Below are 16,662 nucleotides of genomic sequence, written 5' to 3'. Positions count from 1 at the left end.
AGGTGCAGCCGATTCGACGGTCACGCCCACAATTACCATCTCGATCAGTACCAATTAGCAGGGTGACACTGCAAAAAATTGCTAAATTCAGAAAAAATGTCGATTCCGCCTTTGGCGAGAGGAATCCAGTCACGCCATCAGGTTTTCTTAAAGTTTTCAATGGACGCATGTCGCTGTAGTTGCAGAAAGAATAATTCTCGGAAAGCGAGACATTTATATTGCCCCAATTTGGGCGACTCGAAATTCTGCAAATATTTCAAAACGTAACATCGGAGTGATTAAGATAATGTGGCAGCAATAAGGCTATTCTTCTCAAGCACTTACTGTCGCATTGCTGTTGCACCCTCAAAATTGTCACACTATAACCTGCCGCCGTAACGCTGGATTAACCCAAAATATTAACGGGCAGGGGTTGAGGAACAAGACCATGACAACATACTACGTAGCGACGACTGGCAGCAACAGCGGTAACGGCAGTACCTCCTCTCCTTTCCGTACGATCAGCGACGCGATGGCGTCGAACCTTAAGCCTGGCGACGAGGTCGTGGTGAAGCCCGGGACCTACAACGAGAGCATTAACATCGACAAGGACGGCTCGGCGGCAGGCAACATCACGCTTCGCTCGGAAGTGCCCGGCGCAGCACTAATCCGGCCACCAGCGGGCTCCTACACCGGGATCAGTGTCAACGGCAATTACGTGGTCATCAACGGCTTCGACATCAAGGGCGGCACCGGCGACGGCATCGAAGCGAACAACGTCCACCACATCCAAATCCTCAACAATACTGTCCATGACAGCGGGGAGTCGGGCATTCAGTTCAACCAATCGGACTTCATCCGCGTCGAAGGGAACGAGACCTACAATAACGCGTCGTCGGGCTGGTACTCGGGCATCTCGATCTACGAGAACCGGAACATTACGGGCGATACCTCGACGGACGGCTACCGGACGATCGTGCGGAACAATATCTCGCACGACAACGTCACGAAGGCGGGTGCGCACACCGATGGCAACGGCATCATCATCGACGATTTCCAGAGCACGCAGTCGAGCGGTCATCCGAACTACACATTCAAGACCCTGGTCGACAACAACCTCGTCTACAATAACGGCGGCAAAGGCGTCCAGGTTACCTGGAGCGACTCCGTCACGGTGCAGAACAACACCGCATACCACAACAATCAGGACTCGGCGAACACCGGCACCTGGCGCGGCGAGCTCAGCAACTCGGCGTCGAACAACAACACCTGGGTCAACAACATCGCCGTTGCGGACCCATCGGTGAACAAGAACAACACTGCGATCGATAACACGTCTACCAGCGGCGCCAACAACAACGTCGTCTGGGCCAACAACATCACCTACAACGGCACGGCCGGCCAGGCATCGGTCAAGACCGACGGCGGCAACGCGATGCCGAGCACGGCGAACGGCAACAAGCTCGGCGTCGACCCGAAATTCGCGGGAGCAGCGAGCGACAACTTCCACCTCGGCTCCGGCTCGTCGGCGATCGACGGCGGAACCATCAAGTACGGCGTCGGCTCGGTCGATCTGGACGGCCACGCTCGTGTCGTTGGAACTGTCGATATAGGGGCCTACGAATCGGGCTCCAGCGCGGCACCGGGAACGCCAACCCCCACGCCGACGCCAACCCCCACGCCGACGCCGACGCCAACCCCCACGCCGACGCCAACACCCACGCCGACGCAACCGACAACTCCGACCACGTCGACGAAGGAATACCTCGGCACCGACGGCAACGACATCATGCCACACAACGGTCAGTCCAACGGCGGCAACGAAACCTTCAAGGCTCTCGCCGGTAATGACGTGGTGAAGGGCGGCGCCGGCGCGGACGTGCTCGACGGCGGTAGTGGCAACGACACGGCCAGCTATGCGGGCTCCGACGCGGTCCACGTCAACTTGACGACCTGGGCCGCATCGGGCGGGCAGGCAACCGGTGACAAGCTCGTCAGCATCGAAAACTTGACTGGCTCCAGCGACAACGACGTGCTGACCGGCGGCAATGGCGGCGGCAACGTTCTCAATGGTGGGGCCGGCGCGGACAAGCTGGACGGCGGCGCCGGCAATGATTTCATCATTGGCGGTGCCGGGAAGGACATCATGACCGGTGGCACCGGCGCGGATACGTTTATCTTGAAGGCACCGACGGAAACCGGGTCCGGCTTGAACCGCGACGTCATCACCGACTTCCAGCACGGCGTCGATAAGATCGACATCTCGGCGATCGATGCGAATGGCTCTGCGCTGGGCAATGGCACCTTCCATTTCCAGGCACAGGAGAATGCCTTGTTCGACCACAAGGCTGGCGCGCTCGCTTGGCACTATGACGACCAGGCCGGATCCGCGAACGATCATACCGTTATCCAGGCCGACCTGAACGGCGATGGCGTTCATGACTTCGAGATTCAGCTGCAGGGCCTCGTCCACCTGGGGGCAGGCGATCTAATCCTGTAACTATACCCGTTGCGGCGGCCATCCGGTCGCCGCAACGATCGTGCTAACAATGGCGCGCGGATGAGACCGTCAGGAGGGCGTAGCCCGAGCGAAGGTCTCATCCGCGCGCTGCGTTTTTTCGACGGGTGTCAGCCGGCCTTTCGGGCGCGGCTTTGCGTGAGGCGATAGCTGTCGCCGTCCATCTCGAGGATGTTGACGTGGCGGGTGATGCGGTCCAGCAGAGCGCTGGTCAGGTGCTCGGATCCAAACGCCATCGGCCCACTCCGAAGCTGATCAAAATTCTTCAGGGTGCTAAACAGATTGCGCCGGCTTGCGGCGTCAGGCTTGCAAGCCGGCGACTGCCGAGGAAAAGGCAATAGAGCGAATAACAGCATCCGCTACGTCGGCCGGACGCTCCATGGATGCCACCAGCGCGTTCCCTTCCTTGAGATATATGGGAAAGCGCTCCCTAAACTTACGATCTTCTGTCGCATGTTGAAAGCCAAACCCTCGTTTCAGTTGGCGTTCAACAACAACCGCGGTCGCGACCTCAATGTCCAAAGACGGCAGCAAGACGATGCCATAGCCGGTGGAAACCAATCTTCGGGCTTCGCCGTAATCATAGGTGCCTGCTTGTGCGGCCAGGAATCCCGACGGCGTGACAAAGATATGCGGCGCCGGATTTGCCATCGCCAGAAGCTTCGCGAGCGCCAGGTTTTCCGCGCGGTAACGCTCATAGCCGTGGGAAGCAATGAACGTCCCGACTGTCTCCAGACGCTCGCAGAATTCCAGATCGAGGTCGATAAGCCCGCAGCCGAGCTTCTCTGCGAGTTGCCGGCCAAGGGTGGATTTTCCGACGCCGCCAGGTCCCAGAAGGAAAATGGCCTCACATGGCCGCCACGGCCTGCGAACCTCGATGTGAATTTGCGCCATCGGCCTCAGCCTCCAATTGCCGCCATTCCAGCCAGCAGTAATAGCCTTTCAGCACGACTCACCTCCCCGTCTTCAACGTCTCGACGAGAGTAGCGCCAAAAAAATCACTCCAAGGAATTTTCAGGCTGACAGGTCGCCGAGAACCTTCAAAATATGATCGTGGATTACGGTGGCGGTTTTTTCCGGTGATGCGGAAGTGACGTCGAGGGTCAATGTGTTTAGATGGAGCGGCTCGAAAACCCGAGCCCTCCGACTGCGGTGCCTTGAGGCTGCCACGTCGGTGGACTTCAACTTGTCGCGTCGCTCTGGTTTCGAAACGCGGCGAGCCAATTCCTCTTCATCACAAAGCAATCGCACCGGCACCAGAACCGCCTCACACGCTTCAGCGGCATTGGCGATCTGTCGAAAGGTACGAAGGCTTCTCTCGTCACCCGCAAGGCCGGCATGGGTGAAAATGAAATTGGCGGACGGCGTATAAGCGGTGATTGCGTCAAGGACGGCTTGCCGAACTCGACCTGTGAACTCCCATACTCCCTTTGGAAGCGACGCCGTTCCATCCTCATCCAGCAGCCGCAGTATCGGATTATTGATCCAGTGGTTGTCGACAATCTTTGCCGAAACGATCGCGCTCAACTCTTTTGCAATGGTCAGCTTCCCAACTCCCGGGAAGCCTATCAGCACTATGCGAATACTCATCTCTCGCGAAACCGTCGTTTTCAGAAGCCATTCAGTTTATTGGCGAACGGCATTCCGACTGAATGTGAATTCGGTATGGACAGTCAAATGGTGGCGACCCCTGCAGGAATCGAACCTGCGACAACCTGCTTAGAAGGCAGGTGCTCTATCCAGCTGAGCTAAGGGGCCGTCCGGCGGTCGCGTTCAAGGAGCGCGACCGAATGCGGCAGTTCTGGACGAGAAATCTCAATGCGTCCAGGGCTGTGTACGGGTATAGCGGAAATTATCCGGATAGGCGACGACCTGGCGGACCGGGTCCTTCGGTGCGATCACGCGGTATTCGATGCCGTTGCGCTGGGCATAGGCTTCGGCCAGTTCCTGTGTTTCGAAGGTGAGTTTCACCTGCTGGCGCATATCGCCGGAAGAGGTGTAGCCCATGATCGGATCGATCTTGCGCGGCGACTCCTGATCGAATTCAAGCACCCAGAGATTGGTCTTGGCCTTGCCGGACTGCATGGCGGTCTTGGCTGGACGATAGATCTTGGCAGACATGACTGCGCGTCTCCGGCTATGCGGGCATCGCCCGCCTTTGATGGTCTCAATCCCGTTGCCGGGGCACTTGCTTCATCGCTAGTGATAGCGCGAAGAGATGAATTTTGCTTATCCGCGAATCCCCGGCTTTTCAAGAAAAAAGGCAGTGTATGACGCGCCTCGACCCCATCGCGTTGATGAGGCGATGCTTCGGAAACAAGGATATCGGCAGACAGGCCGGTTGCGCAATATTACCGGTCGTCTCATGTTGTGATCACAACCTGATTGCCGCGGCCAGCCCTCGGGACTATTTACGGCTCAGTCAATTTCAGTGGATTTGCACACATGATGAGACGTTCGGCGGAGTTCAATGCCATTGTGATCGGGGCTGGCATTACGGCTTTCTTCTACGTTGCCATCAGCTACGCCCAATATATCGGCCTGCTCGAACGCGGCTGAGGAGCTTCCTCCTGATGCCCAGTTGCCCCCTCAGGGCGGACGGGCGGCCCTTCCCGATTTTATGTATACACCGACATATCAGGCGAAAACTTCGGCCAGAGCTGGATTTATGGGTTGCGACGGTGAAGTGAACCGTGTATCTCCCCGCCACGGCACGGAGTGTAGCGCAGCCTGGTAGCGCATCTGGTTTGGGACCAGAGGGTCGGGAGTTCGAATCTCTCCACTCCGACCATTCAATATCCCGATATTTTTGGATCTTTGACGGCCGCATCGCGGCTCGCACGCTTGCGCGTCGTCACTTCGTCTTCTTCGTGGTCGTGGCGCTGACGATCCTGTCGCCCGGCTTGATTCCGAGTTTGGCGACGATGCCGGCATTGAGTTCGACAACGTATTTCACCTTGCCCATCGAATCGATGATGTCGCGCGAATAAGGCACGGCCTTTTCCTTGATGTGACGGATCGCGCCGGTGTCGTCGGCAAAAAGCATGTCGAGCGGCAGGATGGTGTTTTCCATCCACATGGTGACGCGCCGCGGCTCGTCGAAATCGAAGATCATGCCGGCATCATCGGCCATCGCCTTGCGAAACATCAGTCCGTAGGCGCGCTGATCCGGAGTCGAGGCGATCTCGACAGTAAAATGCAGCAGCTTGCCCGCAGCGGTCTGGATGAGCAGCGGCTCCTTGTCGAATCGCATCTGCTCCTCGGCCAAGGCCGGCAGGGCGACCATGAAAAAAAGCGCCGTGATGGCGCTTCTGATCGCATGAAGAAGAATGAGACCGCGCATATCAATGCGACCGGCTGGCCGGGCTCGGAACGTCGGGATGGATTTCTGCGGCCATCAGGCCCTTTTCGCCGTCGCCGAAGCGGACGAGCACCACCTGGCCGGGGCGAAGCTCCGTCAGACCGAAGCGGCGGAGCGTCTCCATGTGTACGAAGATGTCTTCCGTGCCCTCGCCGCGTGTCAGGAAGCCGAAGCCCTTGGTGCGGTTGAACCACTTGACGAGCGCACGTTCCAGCCCGCTCGTCGCGGTGACCTGCACATGTGTGCGCACCGGCGGCAGTTGCGAGGGGTGAACCGCGGTCGACTGGTCCATCGAAAGGATCTTGAACGCTTGGTAGCCGCGCTCGCGGCGCTGGATGAGGGCGACGATGCGCGTTCCCTCGAGGATCGTCTGGTAACCGTCGCGCCGCAGGCAGGTCACGTGCAGGAGGACATCCTGTATGCCGTTGTCGGGCACGATGAAGCCGAAACCCTTGGCGACGTCAAACCACTTGACGACGCCGGTGATTTCAACAAGATCGACCGCCTCTCCCGATAGCTCGTCGAGGTCGGAGTATTCGTTCGATGAAATCCTATCAGCCATTGTCGCCAGCCCCTCGAATACGCGTCACACTGTTACGGTTAACTGATTCTTGAAATCAAGATTAACATCTTGGTAACGGATAAGCGCAAGTCCTAGTTTTCGGTTATTCCCAACTGCACATTTTCCAAAGATGACTTGCCCGAAGCTGACCTCAGCTCGCCGAAAAAGACCAGCCCCAATAAAGGAGTAGATAGAATGCGTTATCTTCACACAATGGTACGCGTCAAAGACCTGGACGCCTCGCTCGCTTTTTACACCACGCTGTTCGGGCTGGAGGAGATTCGCCGCCACGAAAACGAGGAGGGTCGCTTCACCCTGGTTTTCCTGGCGGCTCGCGACGATCTCGACCGTGCACGCAGCGAAAAGGCTCCCTGCCTCGAGCTTACCTACAACTGGGACACGGAAGATTATAGCGGAGGACGCAATTTCGGCCACCTCGCCTATGAGGTCGACGATATTTACGCAACCTGCCAGAATCTGATGGACAACGGCATCACCATCAACCGGCCGCCGCGCGACGGGAACATGGCCTTCGTCCGCTCGCCCGACGGCATCTCGATCGAAATCCTGCAGAAGGGCAGCCCGCTTGCCGCCGCCGAACCCTGGGCCTCGATGGGCAATACCGGCGCCTGGTAAGGCTTTTCGCCGCAAGGCTTTTGCGAAGCTTGCGGCTTTTGCGATTTCGGATCCGGCCGGCGCCTTGACGCTTGCCGCGATCCGGCCCCGCAGGCAATCTCCTGATGACTCGAAGCGGAAGATGGCGGTTTTCGCCCGTTTTCCGCATCAACTGGAGACTGTCGCTTGCGTAACATTGAGATGCGGATGCCCCTGACGGGCGCTTTGCTGATCGCCACTTCGGTGCTGGCGCTGTCCGGCTGTGCGTCAGACAAGAAGGCGCTCGACTCTGCGGCAGCGGTTCCAGCGGAGCAAGCCGCGGTACCGCAGCTTGCTCAGGCAGCGCCTGCAAAAAATGCCCCACGCTCAATGTACTCGGACCCCCGGCTCGTCAACGTCTCCGGCGCCCAAGCCGCGCCGCAGGTCGTCGCTGAGGGTCCGAATGCCGCCGTCCCGCCGGCCGATCCGGCGACGGCAGCACCTGCCAATATCGGCGGGCTCGTGCTGCAATCGACCAGGATCAACGCGCAGGCGATGAGCATCTTTTCGGATCATCAGCCGGCGCCGCAGAACAACGGCACGTCCACCGTCATTCAGCCGGAGGCCTATGCGCCGGTTCAAGGTGCAGTACCCGCAAGAAGCAGCGTCTACAGCCAGCCGCCTGCATCGGCACAACCGGCGGAGCCGGTGCTGCCCCAGCAATCCTCGCAGAATGGCAGCACCCAGCCTGCACCCGGTCAAACGGCGTCGTTGGCGACAGACGGCAGTCCGGCCACGACGATGAACGCGCTCTACAGCGCGCCGAAGCAGAACCTGCTCGGCAGCCTTTCCGGCCTTTTGCACAAGGCTGCCCTGCCCGGCATGACGCGCATCGCGCCGAACGGGCTGCATCTCCAGAACGACAAGGTCGAGGTCAGCTGCTTCAAGCCCGAGCTGCTGAGTGTGATCAAGACGGTCGAAAGCCATTTCGGCCGCCCTGTTATCGTCACTTCAGGTTATCGCGACGAAGAGCATAACCGCCTGGTCGGCGGCGCCGACGAATCGATGCACAAGAGCTGCGAGGCGGCCGACATCCAGATCGACGGCGTGACGAAATCGGATATCGCCGCCTATATTCGCTCGCTGCCGAACCGCGGCGGTGTCGGCACCTATTGCCACACGGATTCGGTCCATCTCGATACCGGCAAAACCCGCGACTGGAACTGGGGCTGCGGCGGCAAACGCGCGCCGACGGCGACCGCAAGAGCGATCTGACGACCGCGCATTTTTCGCATGACGGTACGAAAGCGCCGCCTCGTCTTGTTAAAGAAACAACTGGCAGCCTATTGATTCAGCTTTAATAATCAGCTCTTCGAACGCACTCGGATTTCCTGTCATTTTTTTGAAAGAAAACCGAATTGCCGCTTGCGGGATTCAAAACGCCTGACTATAAGGGCGCCACCACGAAGGAAGCGCCCTTCGTCTATCGGTTAGGACACCAGATTTTCATTCTGGGAAGAGGGGTTCGACTCCCCTAGGGCGTACCAATTTCTCTCCATATTGAAGCCATCGCATCCGCTTGCAGAAGTCTGCGCGCGGTCCTATTTTAACGGGGCCGGCCTGCGCCCTTCGTCTATCGGTTAGGACGACAGATTCTCATTCTGTAAAGAGGGGTTCGACTCCCCTAGGGCGTACCAACATGGGCAAAAATGCCTGCGTTTGACCAAGCACTTGTATGTCTACCCCTGCGACTCACCGGAGAAGTTGCGGAGACGATATCTCAGGGATTGCATTTAACGGCTATCCTTGGAGCTTGATCGCGCTGTTTTGGCTGCATCGCCTCCCCCGCCACGTTTTTCCACAGGAGCAAAAAAATCGGCGAAAACGATGATTTTTTCGCGTCTTGGCGCTTGCGGCTTTTGAAGGTGCTGACTATAAGGGCGCCACCACGAAGGAAGCGCCCTTCGTCTATCGGTTAGGACACCAGATTTTCATTCTGGGAAGAGGGGTTCGACTCCCCTAGGGCGTACCAATTTCTTCCCTCCGAATTCCTCATCATCAGCTTTTTTGCGCGGCTGTTTTATTTTGCCGGCGCAGCATCGCAGACGCGCAGCTGGATGCGGCGGGCGCCTTGATAATGCTCGGCGCCCAGCGAACCCACCACGTGCAGGCTGGCGCCGCGTGAGTTGAGGAGAAGATTACCAAGTGGCGTATCGGCGGCGCGGAAGGCGATGCCGTCGAGCCGCGATCCGTCCATTGCCTCCATCGTCACCTTCACATGTTTCTCGCCGACCAGGCGCGCGTCGCTCACACGATGTGCCGGCACGGCAAAGAGCGGTTGTGCATGGCCGGAGCCATATGGGCCGGCGGCCTCCAGGCGGTCGATGAGTTCGAGCGTGGCGCCGCTGGCGCCGATCGCACCGTCGATCTTCAGCGTCTCGTTGGCGACGAGGTTCGCCACAGTCCTTGCCGACTTCTCGGTGAAGAAGGTCCTCAGCCTGCCGAGATCGGCGCGCTCGACCGTCAGCCCGGCGGCCATGGCGTGGCCTCCGCCCTTGACGAGGATCCCCTCGTCGACGGCAGCCCGCACCATCCTGCCCATGTCGAAGCCGTTGATGGAGCGGCCCGAGCCGGTGCCGCGGCCGGAAGGATCGAATGCGATTGCAAAGGCGGGGCGTTTGAACTTTTCCTTCAGCCGCGCGGCGATCAGCCCGACGATGCCGGGATGCCATTTCTCATGGGCGGTGACGATGACGGAGGCGCCCTCGCCGTCGCCATATTCGGCGAGCGCCTCGGCTTCCGCCTCCTGCAGCATGATGGTCTCCATCGCCTGGCGCTCGCGGTTGAGCTCGTCGAGGCGCTGGGCGATCACATCAGCCTCCCCGGCGTCGTCGAGCGTCAGCAGCCGGCTTCCGAGTGCCGCATCGCCGATCCGCCCGCCGGCATTGATGCGCGGGCCGATCAGGAAGCCGAAATGATAGGGTGTCACCGGGCCTGCGAGCCCGGCCTTGCGGAAGAGGGCTGCAAGCCCGGCATTGCTCTGGTGGCGGGCAGCGACCAGCCCCTTCACCACATAGGCGCGGTTGAGGCCCTTCAGCGGTACGACATCGCAGACCGTCGCCAGTGCGACGATATCCAGCCATTGCAAGAGGTCGAGCGCGAGGATGCGCTTGTTGCCGGCGGCGCGTAGCAGCCTCAGCGTCGCGACCAGCACCATGAAGACCACACCGGCGGCGCAAAGATGCCCCTGCCCCGAGAGATCGTCCTCGCGGTTCGGATTGACGAGCGCATGGCAGGGCGGCAGCTCATGTGTCACCTGGTGGTGATCGATGACGACGACATCGATGTTGCGGGCGGCGGCGGCGGCCAGCGCCTCGTGGCTGGTCGAGCCGCAATCGACAGTGACGATCAACCGGGCGCCGTTGTCGATCAACTGGTTGATCGCCGCCGGATTGGGGCCGTAACCTTCAAAGACGCGGTCGGGAATATAGATGTTCGCCTTGACGCCGAAATGGCTGAGGAAGCGAAACATTAGCGCCGAGGAGGCCGCGCCGTCGACGTCGTAGTCGCCGAAGATCGCAACGCTCTCGCCGCGCTCGATGGCGCTCAGGAGGCGGGTTGCCGCCTTTTCGCAATCGGTCAGCCTATGGGGATCGGGCATCAGGCTGCGGATCGTCGGATCGAGGAATTCGATCGCCTCGTCCACCGTCACGCCGCGCCCGGCCAGCACGCGAGCGATCAGATCCGGCAGGCCGTGGATCTGCGACATGGCGAGCGCCCGGTTCTGCCCGGCCTGGTCGAGCCGCGCGACCCAGCGATTGTCGAGCGCGGATTTCTCCACGCCGAGAAACGCGCGCTGTACCGGATCAACGAGATCTGCCATGCCACACTCCGCTGACTTCATCTGCTCTTTCTACAGAAGCAGCGGAGATAACATAGCGATGGATTTGCAGACACGGATTTTTACCAGAACACCGCCCAGACGATCACGGCGATGCCGCCCAGCTGCACCAGCATGACCGAAAACAGCGTTAGCAGAATGGCCCAGTTGCGGCCTTCTGTCTGCTCATCGTCGCCGTCAGGCTCATCAGGAGCCTCTTGACGAATTTCACGGTAGGTCGGCTTGAGCATTTCCTCAAGCATATCAGGACGGTCCGGCGGCACCTCGCCCGGGCAGCCATACCCTTTCCCGGCGTGGCTGTCCTTGCTCATGAAATTCTCCACGCAGACGACTCACCAATCTCCGGTTTAATTATATCAATATTTCGGTATTTGTTAATATAGACTTCCGTAAGGGGAGGTTGAAAAAATTACAGAAAAACCGCCCTGTCGAGACGGGGCGGTTCAACGGGTGTCCACACGATCGGGAGGGCTCAGCCGTCCTCTTTCGGCCGCTCGATTCGAATCACCTGCGGCTCGCCGAAGAGATAACCTTCCGACTTGATCGAGGCGACGGCCTTGCGCACCGACTCTTCCATCGTCGCATGGGTGACAAGAATGATCGTCTGGTGGTGCGACGGCGCCAGATGCTGCTTCGAGCGTTGGACGATCGATTCCAGCGAGATGTTGTTTTCGGCCATTCGGGTTGCGACGCTGGCAAAGACGCCGGTGCGGTCGAGCACGGTCAGGCGGATGAAATACCCGCCCTCGTGGCTCTGCATCTGCGCCTTGCGGTAGGGTTCCAGCGCCTTTGCGGGATGGCCGAGCACCGGCACGCGCTGGGCGCCCGGCTGGCTTTTGGCGATATCGGCAATGTCACCGAGCACAGACGAGGCTGTGGCATTGCCGCCGGCGCCGGGGCCGACCATCAGCAGTTCGCCGAGCACGTCGGATTCGATCGCCACCGCATTGGTGACGCCGTCGACCTGGGCAATGACCGAATCGACCGGCACCATGGTCGGGTGAACGCGTTGCTCGATGCCGGTATCGGTGCGCTGGGCAACGCCCAGCAGCTTGATGCGATAACCGAGCTCGGCGGCAGCGTGGATATCCTCGATCGAGATGTTGGTGATGCCTTCGAGATAGATGTCATCGGCGGCGATGCGATTGCCGAAGGCAAGCGTCGTCAGGATGGACAGCTTGTGGGCGGTGTCGTTGCCCTCGATGTCGAAGGCCGGATCGGCCTCGGCATAACCGAGGCGCTGCGCTTCCTTCAGGCACTCGGCGAAGGAAAGCCCCTCCTTCTCCATCTTGGTCAGGATGTAATTGCAGGTGCCGTTCATGATGCCATAGATGCGCGAGACGGAATTCCCGGTCAGCGATTCACGCAGCGCCTTGATGACGGGGATGCCGCCGGCGACTGCCGCCTCGAAATTCAGCAACGCGCCCTTCTCCTCGGCGATCGTTGCGAGCTCGACGCCGTGATAGGCAAGCAGCGCCTTATTGGCTGTCACCACATGGAGACCACGCTGGAGTGCGGCGCGCACGGAAACGTTGGCAGCCCCTTCGGCGCCGCCCATCAGCTCGACGAAGACGTCGATATCGCCCTTTTCAGCAAGCTCTTCCGGCCGGTCGAACCAGGTGACAGTGGCAAGATCGATGCCGCGGTCCCTCGCCCTGTCACGCGCGGAAACCGCGGTAATGGTGATCGGACGCCCGCAGGTGACGGCAAGCTCGTTGCTCTTCTGCTGGATGATGCGGACTAGCGAGGCGCCGACGGTGCCCAAGCCCGCAATGCCGATTTTGAGGGCATCTGCCATAGATTTATCCTGAAATATCTGTGTGGCGGCAGCCGCGGGACGCGGCTGCCTTAGAGTTGGATTAGCGGTGCGCGTTCAGCGAAATGACGTTGTGCATCGTTTCGTCTGCCGTCGACATGAACTTCTTGATGTTGCGCGCAGCCTGGCGGATGCGGTGTTCATTCTCGACAAGCGCCAGACGAACGTAGTCGTCGCCCTGTTCGCCGAAGCCGATGCCCGGGGCAACGGCGACGTCAGCCTTCTCGACCAGCAGTTTGGAAAACTCGAGCGAACCGAGATGACGGAACTTTTCCGGGATCTTCGCCCAGGCGAACATGGTGGCAGCCGGCGGCGGTACGTCGAAGCCGGCCTTGCCGAAGCTTTCGACCATGACGTCGCGGCGACGTTTATAGACATTGCGAACCTCAGCAATGTCGGAGCCGTCGCCGTTCAGCGCATGCGTCGCCGCCACCTGGATCGGCGTGAAGGCGCCGTAATCGAGATAGGACTTGACGCGGGTGAGCGCCGCGATCAGCCGCTCGTTGCCGACGGCAAAGCCCATGCGCCAGCCGGGCATGGAGAATGTCTTCGACATCGAGGTGAACTCGACCGTCATATCCATTGCACCCGGCACTTCGAGAACCGACGGCGGTGGGGCGCCGTCGAAATAGATTTCCGAATAGGCAAGGTCGGAGAGCACGATGATGTCGTGCTTCTTGGCGAAGGCAATGACGTCTTTGTAGAAATCGAGCGTCGCGACAAGGGCCGTCGGGTTCGAGGGGTAGTTGAGGATCAGCGCCAAGGGCTTCGGGATCGAATGCCGGACCGCGCGCTCAAGCGGCGGGAAAAAGCTTTCGTCCGGCTCCACCGACATGGAGCGGATGACGCCGCCCGCCATCAGGAAGCCGAAGGCATGGATCGGATAGGTCGGGTTCGGGCAGAGGATGACGTCGCCCGGCGCGGTGATCGCCTGCGCCATGTTTGCAAAGCCTTCCTTGGAGCCCAAGGTAGCGACCACTTGCGTATCCGGGTTGAGCTTGACGCCGAAACGGCGGGCATAATAAGCGGCCTGAGCGCGGCGCAGCCCGGGAATGCCCTTGGAAGACGAATAACGGTGCGTGCGCGGATCCTGCACGACTTCGCACAGCTTGTCGACGATCGACTGAGGAGTGGGAAGGTCGGGGTTTCCCATGCCGAGATCGATGATATCGGCACCGCCCGCTCGCGCGCTTGCCTTCAAACGGTTGACCTGTTCGAAAACATAAGGCGGCAAACGCCGGACTTTGTGAAACTCTTCCATTTCATTCCCCATGGAAAGGCGGTTTTCGGGCCGCAGTCGAAGTTCGTTCCGTCTCCCGGCGGCTGCGACACGAACTTCAGAATCGCAGCGCCGTATTCATCAGACCCAAAACACGCGGCAAATCTTTGACGGAAAGGCCGCGTAACGCGCATTATCGGGAAAATCTTGTCTTCCGATCCATCCGGAAGGCTTTGCGTCCAAATTGCCTGAAAGGCAAGGTCTATTTGGAGATTTCGGAGAGCGTCTCCGGGCCGTGTTCGGCGGCGAGACGGCGCATTTCCGCGGCCTTGGCCTGATATTCGGCCTCCGAAATCGTGCCGGCCTTGCGCCGGGCGGCGAGTGCGGTCAACTGATGCTGCAGTTCGGCCGCCTGCTCGTCACTCATCTGGACGTTGGCGGCCGTCAGCGGCGCGCCGAAATTCGGATAGCCGTCCGGCGACTTTGCCAGGCCGCCTTCGACCGCATCGCCCTTGGTGGCCGGCATGACGACGGCGGTTGGCGCCGCTCGCTTGGCGGCGGCTGCGGCCTTCTGCTCAGCCGTCAGATTGCATCCGGCAAGAGCCATCGCCGCCGCGGCGCAGATCAATGCGGTGCGGTTGAAGGTTGCGATGCGCCGAATGCCGTTCTTCGTCATGCCTCAAAATCCAGTTCTGACTGCGTCGACTGTTAAATTTGTCGCAGCCACAAAGCAATAGCATGAGCCGGCGCGGGTGGAACTTGTTTTCTCGTTCAATCACGATGTACAACGATTGGATAAAAACAGTGCTGCCGCCGGAGGAAATGGTGACCGACAGCAAGCGGGAGAATGGCGGCCAGAAGAATGGCGGCAAAGCCGGTTTCGATGCGACCGATCTCGATCCCTATCTGTTGAAGGATCCCGAGACCATGGCGATGAATTTCGCCCGGGCGCTCGAAAATCTCGGACAGGCCGCCTCGGCCTGGCTTGCGCCGCGCGAACGCGGCGAGATCAGCCAAACCGCCGTCGATCCGATGACCGACATGGTCAAGACGCTTTCCAAGGTCACCGAATACTGGATTGCCGATCCCCGCCGCACCTTCGAGGCGCAGACGCAGCTGATGTCCTCGTTCTTCGGCATCTGGATGCGCTCGATGCAGCGGATGCAAGCTACGCACATGCAGGGCGAGCCTCTGCATGCCGAGCCGGACACCCGCAAGGACAAGCGCTTCTCCGACGAAGACTGGCAGAAGAACCCGTTTTTCGATTTTCTGCGCCAGGTCTATTTCGTTACGACCGACTGGGCGGAAAAGCTGGTGTCGGAGACCGACGGACTCGACGAGCACACCAAGCACAAGGCCGGCTTCTACGTGAAGCAGATCACGGCAGCACTTTCGCCCAGCAACTTCATCGCCACCAATCCCCAGCTCTACCGCGAGACGATCGCAACCAGCGGCGAAAACCTGGTGCGGGGGATGAAGATGCTTGCCGAGGACATCGCTGCCGGAAACGGCGATCTTCGCCTTCGTCAGACCGACATGACGAAATTCGTCGTCGGCCGCGACATGGCGCTGACACCGGGCAAGGTGATCGCCCAAAACGACATCTGCCAGATCATCCAGTACGAGGCTTCGACCGAAACGGTGCTGAAGCGGCCGCTGCTGATCTGCCCGCCCTGGATCAACAAGTTTTATATTCTCGATCTCAACCCGCAGAAATCCTTCATCAAATGGTGTGTCGACCAGGGTCAGACCGCCTTCGTCATTTCCTGGGTCAACCCGGATGCGCGCCACGCCGATAAGGACTGGACGTCCTATGCCCGCGAGGGCATCGATTTCGCGCTCGAGACGATCGAGAAGGCGACCGGCGAAAAGGACGTCAACGCCGTCGGCTACTGCGTCGGCGGCACGCTGCTAGCGGCAACGCTGGCGCTGCATGCCAAGGAGAAGAACAAGCGCATCAAGACTGCGACGCTCTTTACCACCCAGGTCGATTTCACCCATGCCGGCGATCTCAAGGTCTTCGTCGACGAGGAGCAGCTGACAGCGCTTGAGGGGCATATGCAGGCGGCCGGCTATCTCGACGGCTCGAAGATGTCGATGGCCTTCAACATGCTGCGGGCTTCCGAGCTGATCTGGCCTTATTTCGTCAACAACTACCTCAAGGGCCAGGATCCCCTGCCCTTCGACCTGTTGTTCTGGAACGCCGATTCGACCCGCATGGCGGCGGCAAACCATGCCTTCTACCTGCGCAATTGCTATTTGAGGAATGCGCTGACGCAGAACGAGATGGTCCTCGACGGCAAGCCGGTGTCGCTGAAGGACGTCAAGATCCCGATCTATAATCTCGCCACCCGCGAGGATCACATAGCGCCTGCGAAGTCCGTCTTTCTCGGCAGCCAGTTTTTCGGCGGCAAGGTGGAATTCGTCGTCACCGGCTCGGGACATATCTCCGGCGTCGTCAACCCGCCCGACAAGAAGAAATATCAATTCTGGACGGGCGGCCCCGCCAAGGGCGAGTACGAGACCTGGCTCGAGCGGGCAACCGAGACACCTGGATCGTGGTGGCCGCACTGGCAGACCTGGATCGAGACCCATGACAGCAGGCGCGTGCCAGCGCGCAAACCGGGCGGCGATGCGCTGAATGCGATCGAAGAAGCCCCGGGAAGTTATGTGATGGAACGCGCCTGAGAAGGCCCAGCGCATCTCTTTTTG

General features: G+C 59.9%; 14 protein-coding genes, 5 tRNA genes and 1 pseudogene. 8 read left to right on the top strand and 12 right to left on the bottom strand.

Features of this window, described 5'->3' with window-relative positions:
• Positions 1–427: 427 nt before the first annotated feature.
• Complete coding sequence (locus HJB82_RS04080; RefSeq protein ID WP_221139612.1) at positions 428–2,479, top strand: choice-of-anchor Q domain-containing protein; 2,052 nt, start codon at positions 428–430, stop codon at positions 2,477–2,479.
• Positions 2,480–2,607: 128 nt separating this feature from the next.
• Here the strand turns inward: HJB82_RS04080 and HJB82_RS04075 are convergent.
• The 5 genes and pseudogenes from HJB82_RS04075 to HJB82_RS04055 form a co-directional block, all read right to left on the bottom strand.
• Positions 2,608–2,724 (bottom strand): annotated as a pseudogene (locus HJB82_RS04075) (ATP-binding protein); the annotation flags it as partial.
• A gap of 73 nt (positions 2,725–2,797) precedes the next feature.
• Complete coding sequence (locus HJB82_RS04070) at positions 2,798–3,391, bottom strand: shikimate kinase (protein ID WP_221139611.1); 594 nt, start codon at positions 3,389–3,391, stop codon at positions 2,798–2,800.
• 120 nt (positions 3,392–3,511) lie between these two features.
• Positions 3,512–4,087: an AAA family ATPase gene (locus HJB82_RS04065; protein ID WP_221139610.1), complete on the bottom strand. Its 576-nt coding sequence runs from the start codon at positions 4,085–4,087 to the stop codon at positions 3,512–3,514.
• A 91-nt stretch (positions 4,088–4,178) separates the two neighbouring features.
• A tRNA-Arg gene (locus HJB82_RS04060) sits at positions 4,179–4,255 on the bottom strand.
• A 57-nt stretch (positions 4,256–4,312) separates the two neighbouring features.
• On the bottom strand, positions 4,313–4,618 hold the full coding sequence (locus HJB82_RS04055; protein ID WP_221139609.1) for an ETC complex I subunit: 306 nt from the start codon (positions 4,616–4,618) through the stop codon (positions 4,313–4,315).
• A 593-nt stretch (positions 4,619–5,211) separates the two neighbouring features.
• Between HJB82_RS04055 and HJB82_RS04050 the strand changes: the two genes are divergently transcribed.
• A tRNA-Pro gene (locus tag HJB82_RS04050) sits at positions 5,212–5,288 on the top strand.
• Between the two features lie 63 nt (positions 5,289–5,351).
• On the opposite strand, the gene HJB82_RS04045 is transcribed toward HJB82_RS04050, so the two are convergent.
• Complete coding sequence (locus HJB82_RS04045) at positions 5,352–5,840, bottom strand: DUF192 domain-containing protein (RefSeq protein WP_207584016.1); 489 nt, start codon at positions 5,838–5,840, stop codon at positions 5,352–5,354.
• Between the two features lies 1 nt (position 5,841).
• Positions 5,842–6,420, bottom strand: coding sequence for a cold-shock protein (locus tag HJB82_RS04040; RefSeq protein WP_207584015.1), 579 nt, complete (start codon positions 6,418–6,420; stop codon positions 5,842–5,844).
• A 195-nt stretch (positions 6,421–6,615) separates the two neighbouring features.
• Between HJB82_RS04040 and gloA the strand changes: the two genes are divergently transcribed.
• The 5 genes from gloA to HJB82_RS04015 all read left to right on the top strand — a co-directional run bounded on the left by gloA (position 6,616) and on the right by HJB82_RS04015 (position 9,046).
• On the top strand, positions 6,616–7,056 hold the full coding sequence (gene gloA, locus HJB82_RS04035) for a lactoylglutathione lyase (RefSeq protein ID WP_221139608.1): 441 nt from the start codon (positions 6,616–6,618) through the stop codon (positions 7,054–7,056).
• Between the two features lie 165 nt (positions 7,057–7,221).
• Positions 7,222–8,289: a D-Ala-D-Ala carboxypeptidase family metallohydrolase gene (locus HJB82_RS04030; RefSeq protein ID WP_221116339.1), complete on the top strand. Its 1,068-nt coding sequence runs from the start codon at positions 7,222–7,224 to the stop codon at positions 8,287–8,289.
• A gap of 197 nt (positions 8,290–8,486) precedes the next feature.
• Positions 8,487–8,561, top strand: a tRNA-Glu gene (locus HJB82_RS04025).
• Positions 8,562–8,636: 75 nt separating this feature from the next.
• Positions 8,637–8,711, top strand: a tRNA-Glu gene (locus tag HJB82_RS04020).
• 260 nt (positions 8,712–8,971) lie between these two features.
• A tRNA-Glu gene (locus tag HJB82_RS04015) sits at positions 8,972–9,046 on the top strand.
• Between the two features lie 48 nt (positions 9,047–9,094).
• Here the strand turns inward: HJB82_RS04015 and recJ are convergent.
• The 5 genes from recJ to HJB82_RS03990 form a co-directional block, all read right to left on the bottom strand.
• Complete coding sequence (gene recJ, locus HJB82_RS04010; protein WP_221132655.1) at positions 9,095–10,897, bottom strand: single-stranded-DNA-specific exonuclease RecJ; 1,803 nt, start codon at positions 10,895–10,897, stop codon at positions 9,095–9,097.
• 80 nt (positions 10,898–10,977) lie between these two features.
• Positions 10,978–11,226, bottom strand: coding sequence for a hypothetical protein (locus tag HJB82_RS04005; RefSeq protein ID WP_207584012.1), 249 nt, complete (start codon positions 11,224–11,226; stop codon positions 10,978–10,980).
• A gap of 161 nt (positions 11,227–11,387) precedes the next feature.
• Entirely contained in the window at positions 11,388–12,713 is a 1,326-nt protein-coding gene (locus HJB82_RS04000; RefSeq protein WP_207584011.1) for a homoserine dehydrogenase, read from the bottom strand.
• 61 nt (positions 12,714–12,774) lie between these two features.
• Positions 12,775–13,992 (bottom strand): LL-diaminopimelate aminotransferase, encoded by a 1,218-nt coding sequence (locus tag HJB82_RS03995; RefSeq protein ID WP_207584010.1) that lies wholly within the window; start codon positions 13,990–13,992, stop codon positions 12,775–12,777.
• 220 nt (positions 13,993–14,212) lie between these two features.
• Positions 14,213–14,626 carry a hypothetical protein gene (locus HJB82_RS03990; RefSeq protein WP_207584009.1) on the bottom strand — a complete coding sequence of 138 codons (414 nt, stop codon included), beginning with the start codon at positions 14,624–14,626 and terminating at the stop codon, positions 14,213–14,215.
• 146 nt (positions 14,627–14,772) lie between these two features.
• On the opposite strand from HJB82_RS03990, the gene HJB82_RS03985 reads away from it, so the two are divergent.
• The gene (locus HJB82_RS03985) at positions 14,773–16,638 is read left to right on the top strand and encodes an alpha/beta hydrolase (protein ID WP_221139677.1); all 1,866 of its coding nucleotides are present in this window, start codon (positions 14,773–14,775) and stop codon (positions 16,636–16,638) included.
• Positions 16,639–16,662: the final 24 nt, after the last annotated feature.

The organism is Rhizobium sp. NZLR10 (genome assembly GCF_019685125.1).
In the GTDB taxonomy this organism is placed as follows: Bacteria; Pseudomonadota; Alphaproteobacteria; order Rhizobiales; family Rhizobiaceae; genus Rhizobium.
The sequence above is the reverse complement of the archived record's forward strand: the minus strand, read 5'-3'. Positions and strand labels throughout refer to the sequence as shown.

What these genes read in the sequence shown, in the direction of transcription:
- HJB82_RS04080 (WP_221139612.1), top strand. Translation starts at nt 428, where the DNA reads ATGACAACATACTACGTAGCGACGACTGGCAGCAACAGCGGTAACGGC.
- HJB82_RS04070 (WP_221139611.1), bottom strand. Translation starts at nt 3,391, where the DNA reads ATGGCGCAAATTCACATCGAGGTTCGCAGGCCGTGGCGGCCATGTGAG.
- HJB82_RS04065 (WP_221139610.1), bottom strand. Translation starts at nt 4,087, where the DNA reads ATGAGTATTCGCATAGTGCTGATAGGCTTCCCGGGAGTTGGGAAGCTG.
- HJB82_RS04055 (WP_221139609.1), bottom strand. Translation starts at nt 4,618, where the DNA reads ATGTCTGCCAAGATCTATCGTCCAGCCAAGACCGCCATGCAGTCCGGC.
- HJB82_RS04045 (WP_207584016.1), bottom strand. Translation starts at nt 5,840, where the DNA reads ATGCGCGGTCTCATTCTTCTTCATGCGATCAGAAGCGCCATCACGGCG.
- HJB82_RS04040 (WP_207584015.1), bottom strand. Translation starts at nt 6,420, where the DNA reads ATGGCTGATAGGATTTCATCGAACGAATACTCCGACCTCGACGAGCTA.
- gloA (WP_221139608.1), top strand. Translation starts at nt 6,616, where the DNA reads ATGCGTTATCTTCACACAATGGTACGCGTCAAAGACCTGGACGCCTCG.
- recJ (WP_221132655.1), bottom strand. Translation starts at nt 10,897, where the DNA reads ATGGCAGATCTCGTTGATCCGGTACAGCGCGCGTTTCTCGGCGTGGAG.
- HJB82_RS04005 (WP_207584012.1), bottom strand. Translation starts at nt 11,226, where the DNA reads ATGAGCAAGGACAGCCACGCCGGGAAAGGGTATGGCTGCCCGGGCGAG.
- HJB82_RS04000 (WP_207584011.1), bottom strand. Translation starts at nt 12,713, where the DNA reads ATGGCAGATGCCCTCAAAATCGGCATTGCGGGCTTGGGCACCGTCGGC.
- HJB82_RS03995 (WP_207584010.1), bottom strand. Translation starts at nt 13,992, where the DNA reads ATGGAAGAGTTTCACAAAGTCCGGCGTTTGCCGCCTTATGTTTTCGAA.
- HJB82_RS03990 (WP_207584009.1), bottom strand. Translation starts at nt 14,626, where the DNA reads ATGACGAAGAACGGCATTCGGCGCATCGCAACCTTCAACCGCACCGCA.
- HJB82_RS03985 (WP_221139677.1), top strand. Translation starts at nt 14,773, where the DNA reads ATGGTGACCGACAGCAAGCGGGAGAATGGCGGCCAGAAGAATGGCGGC.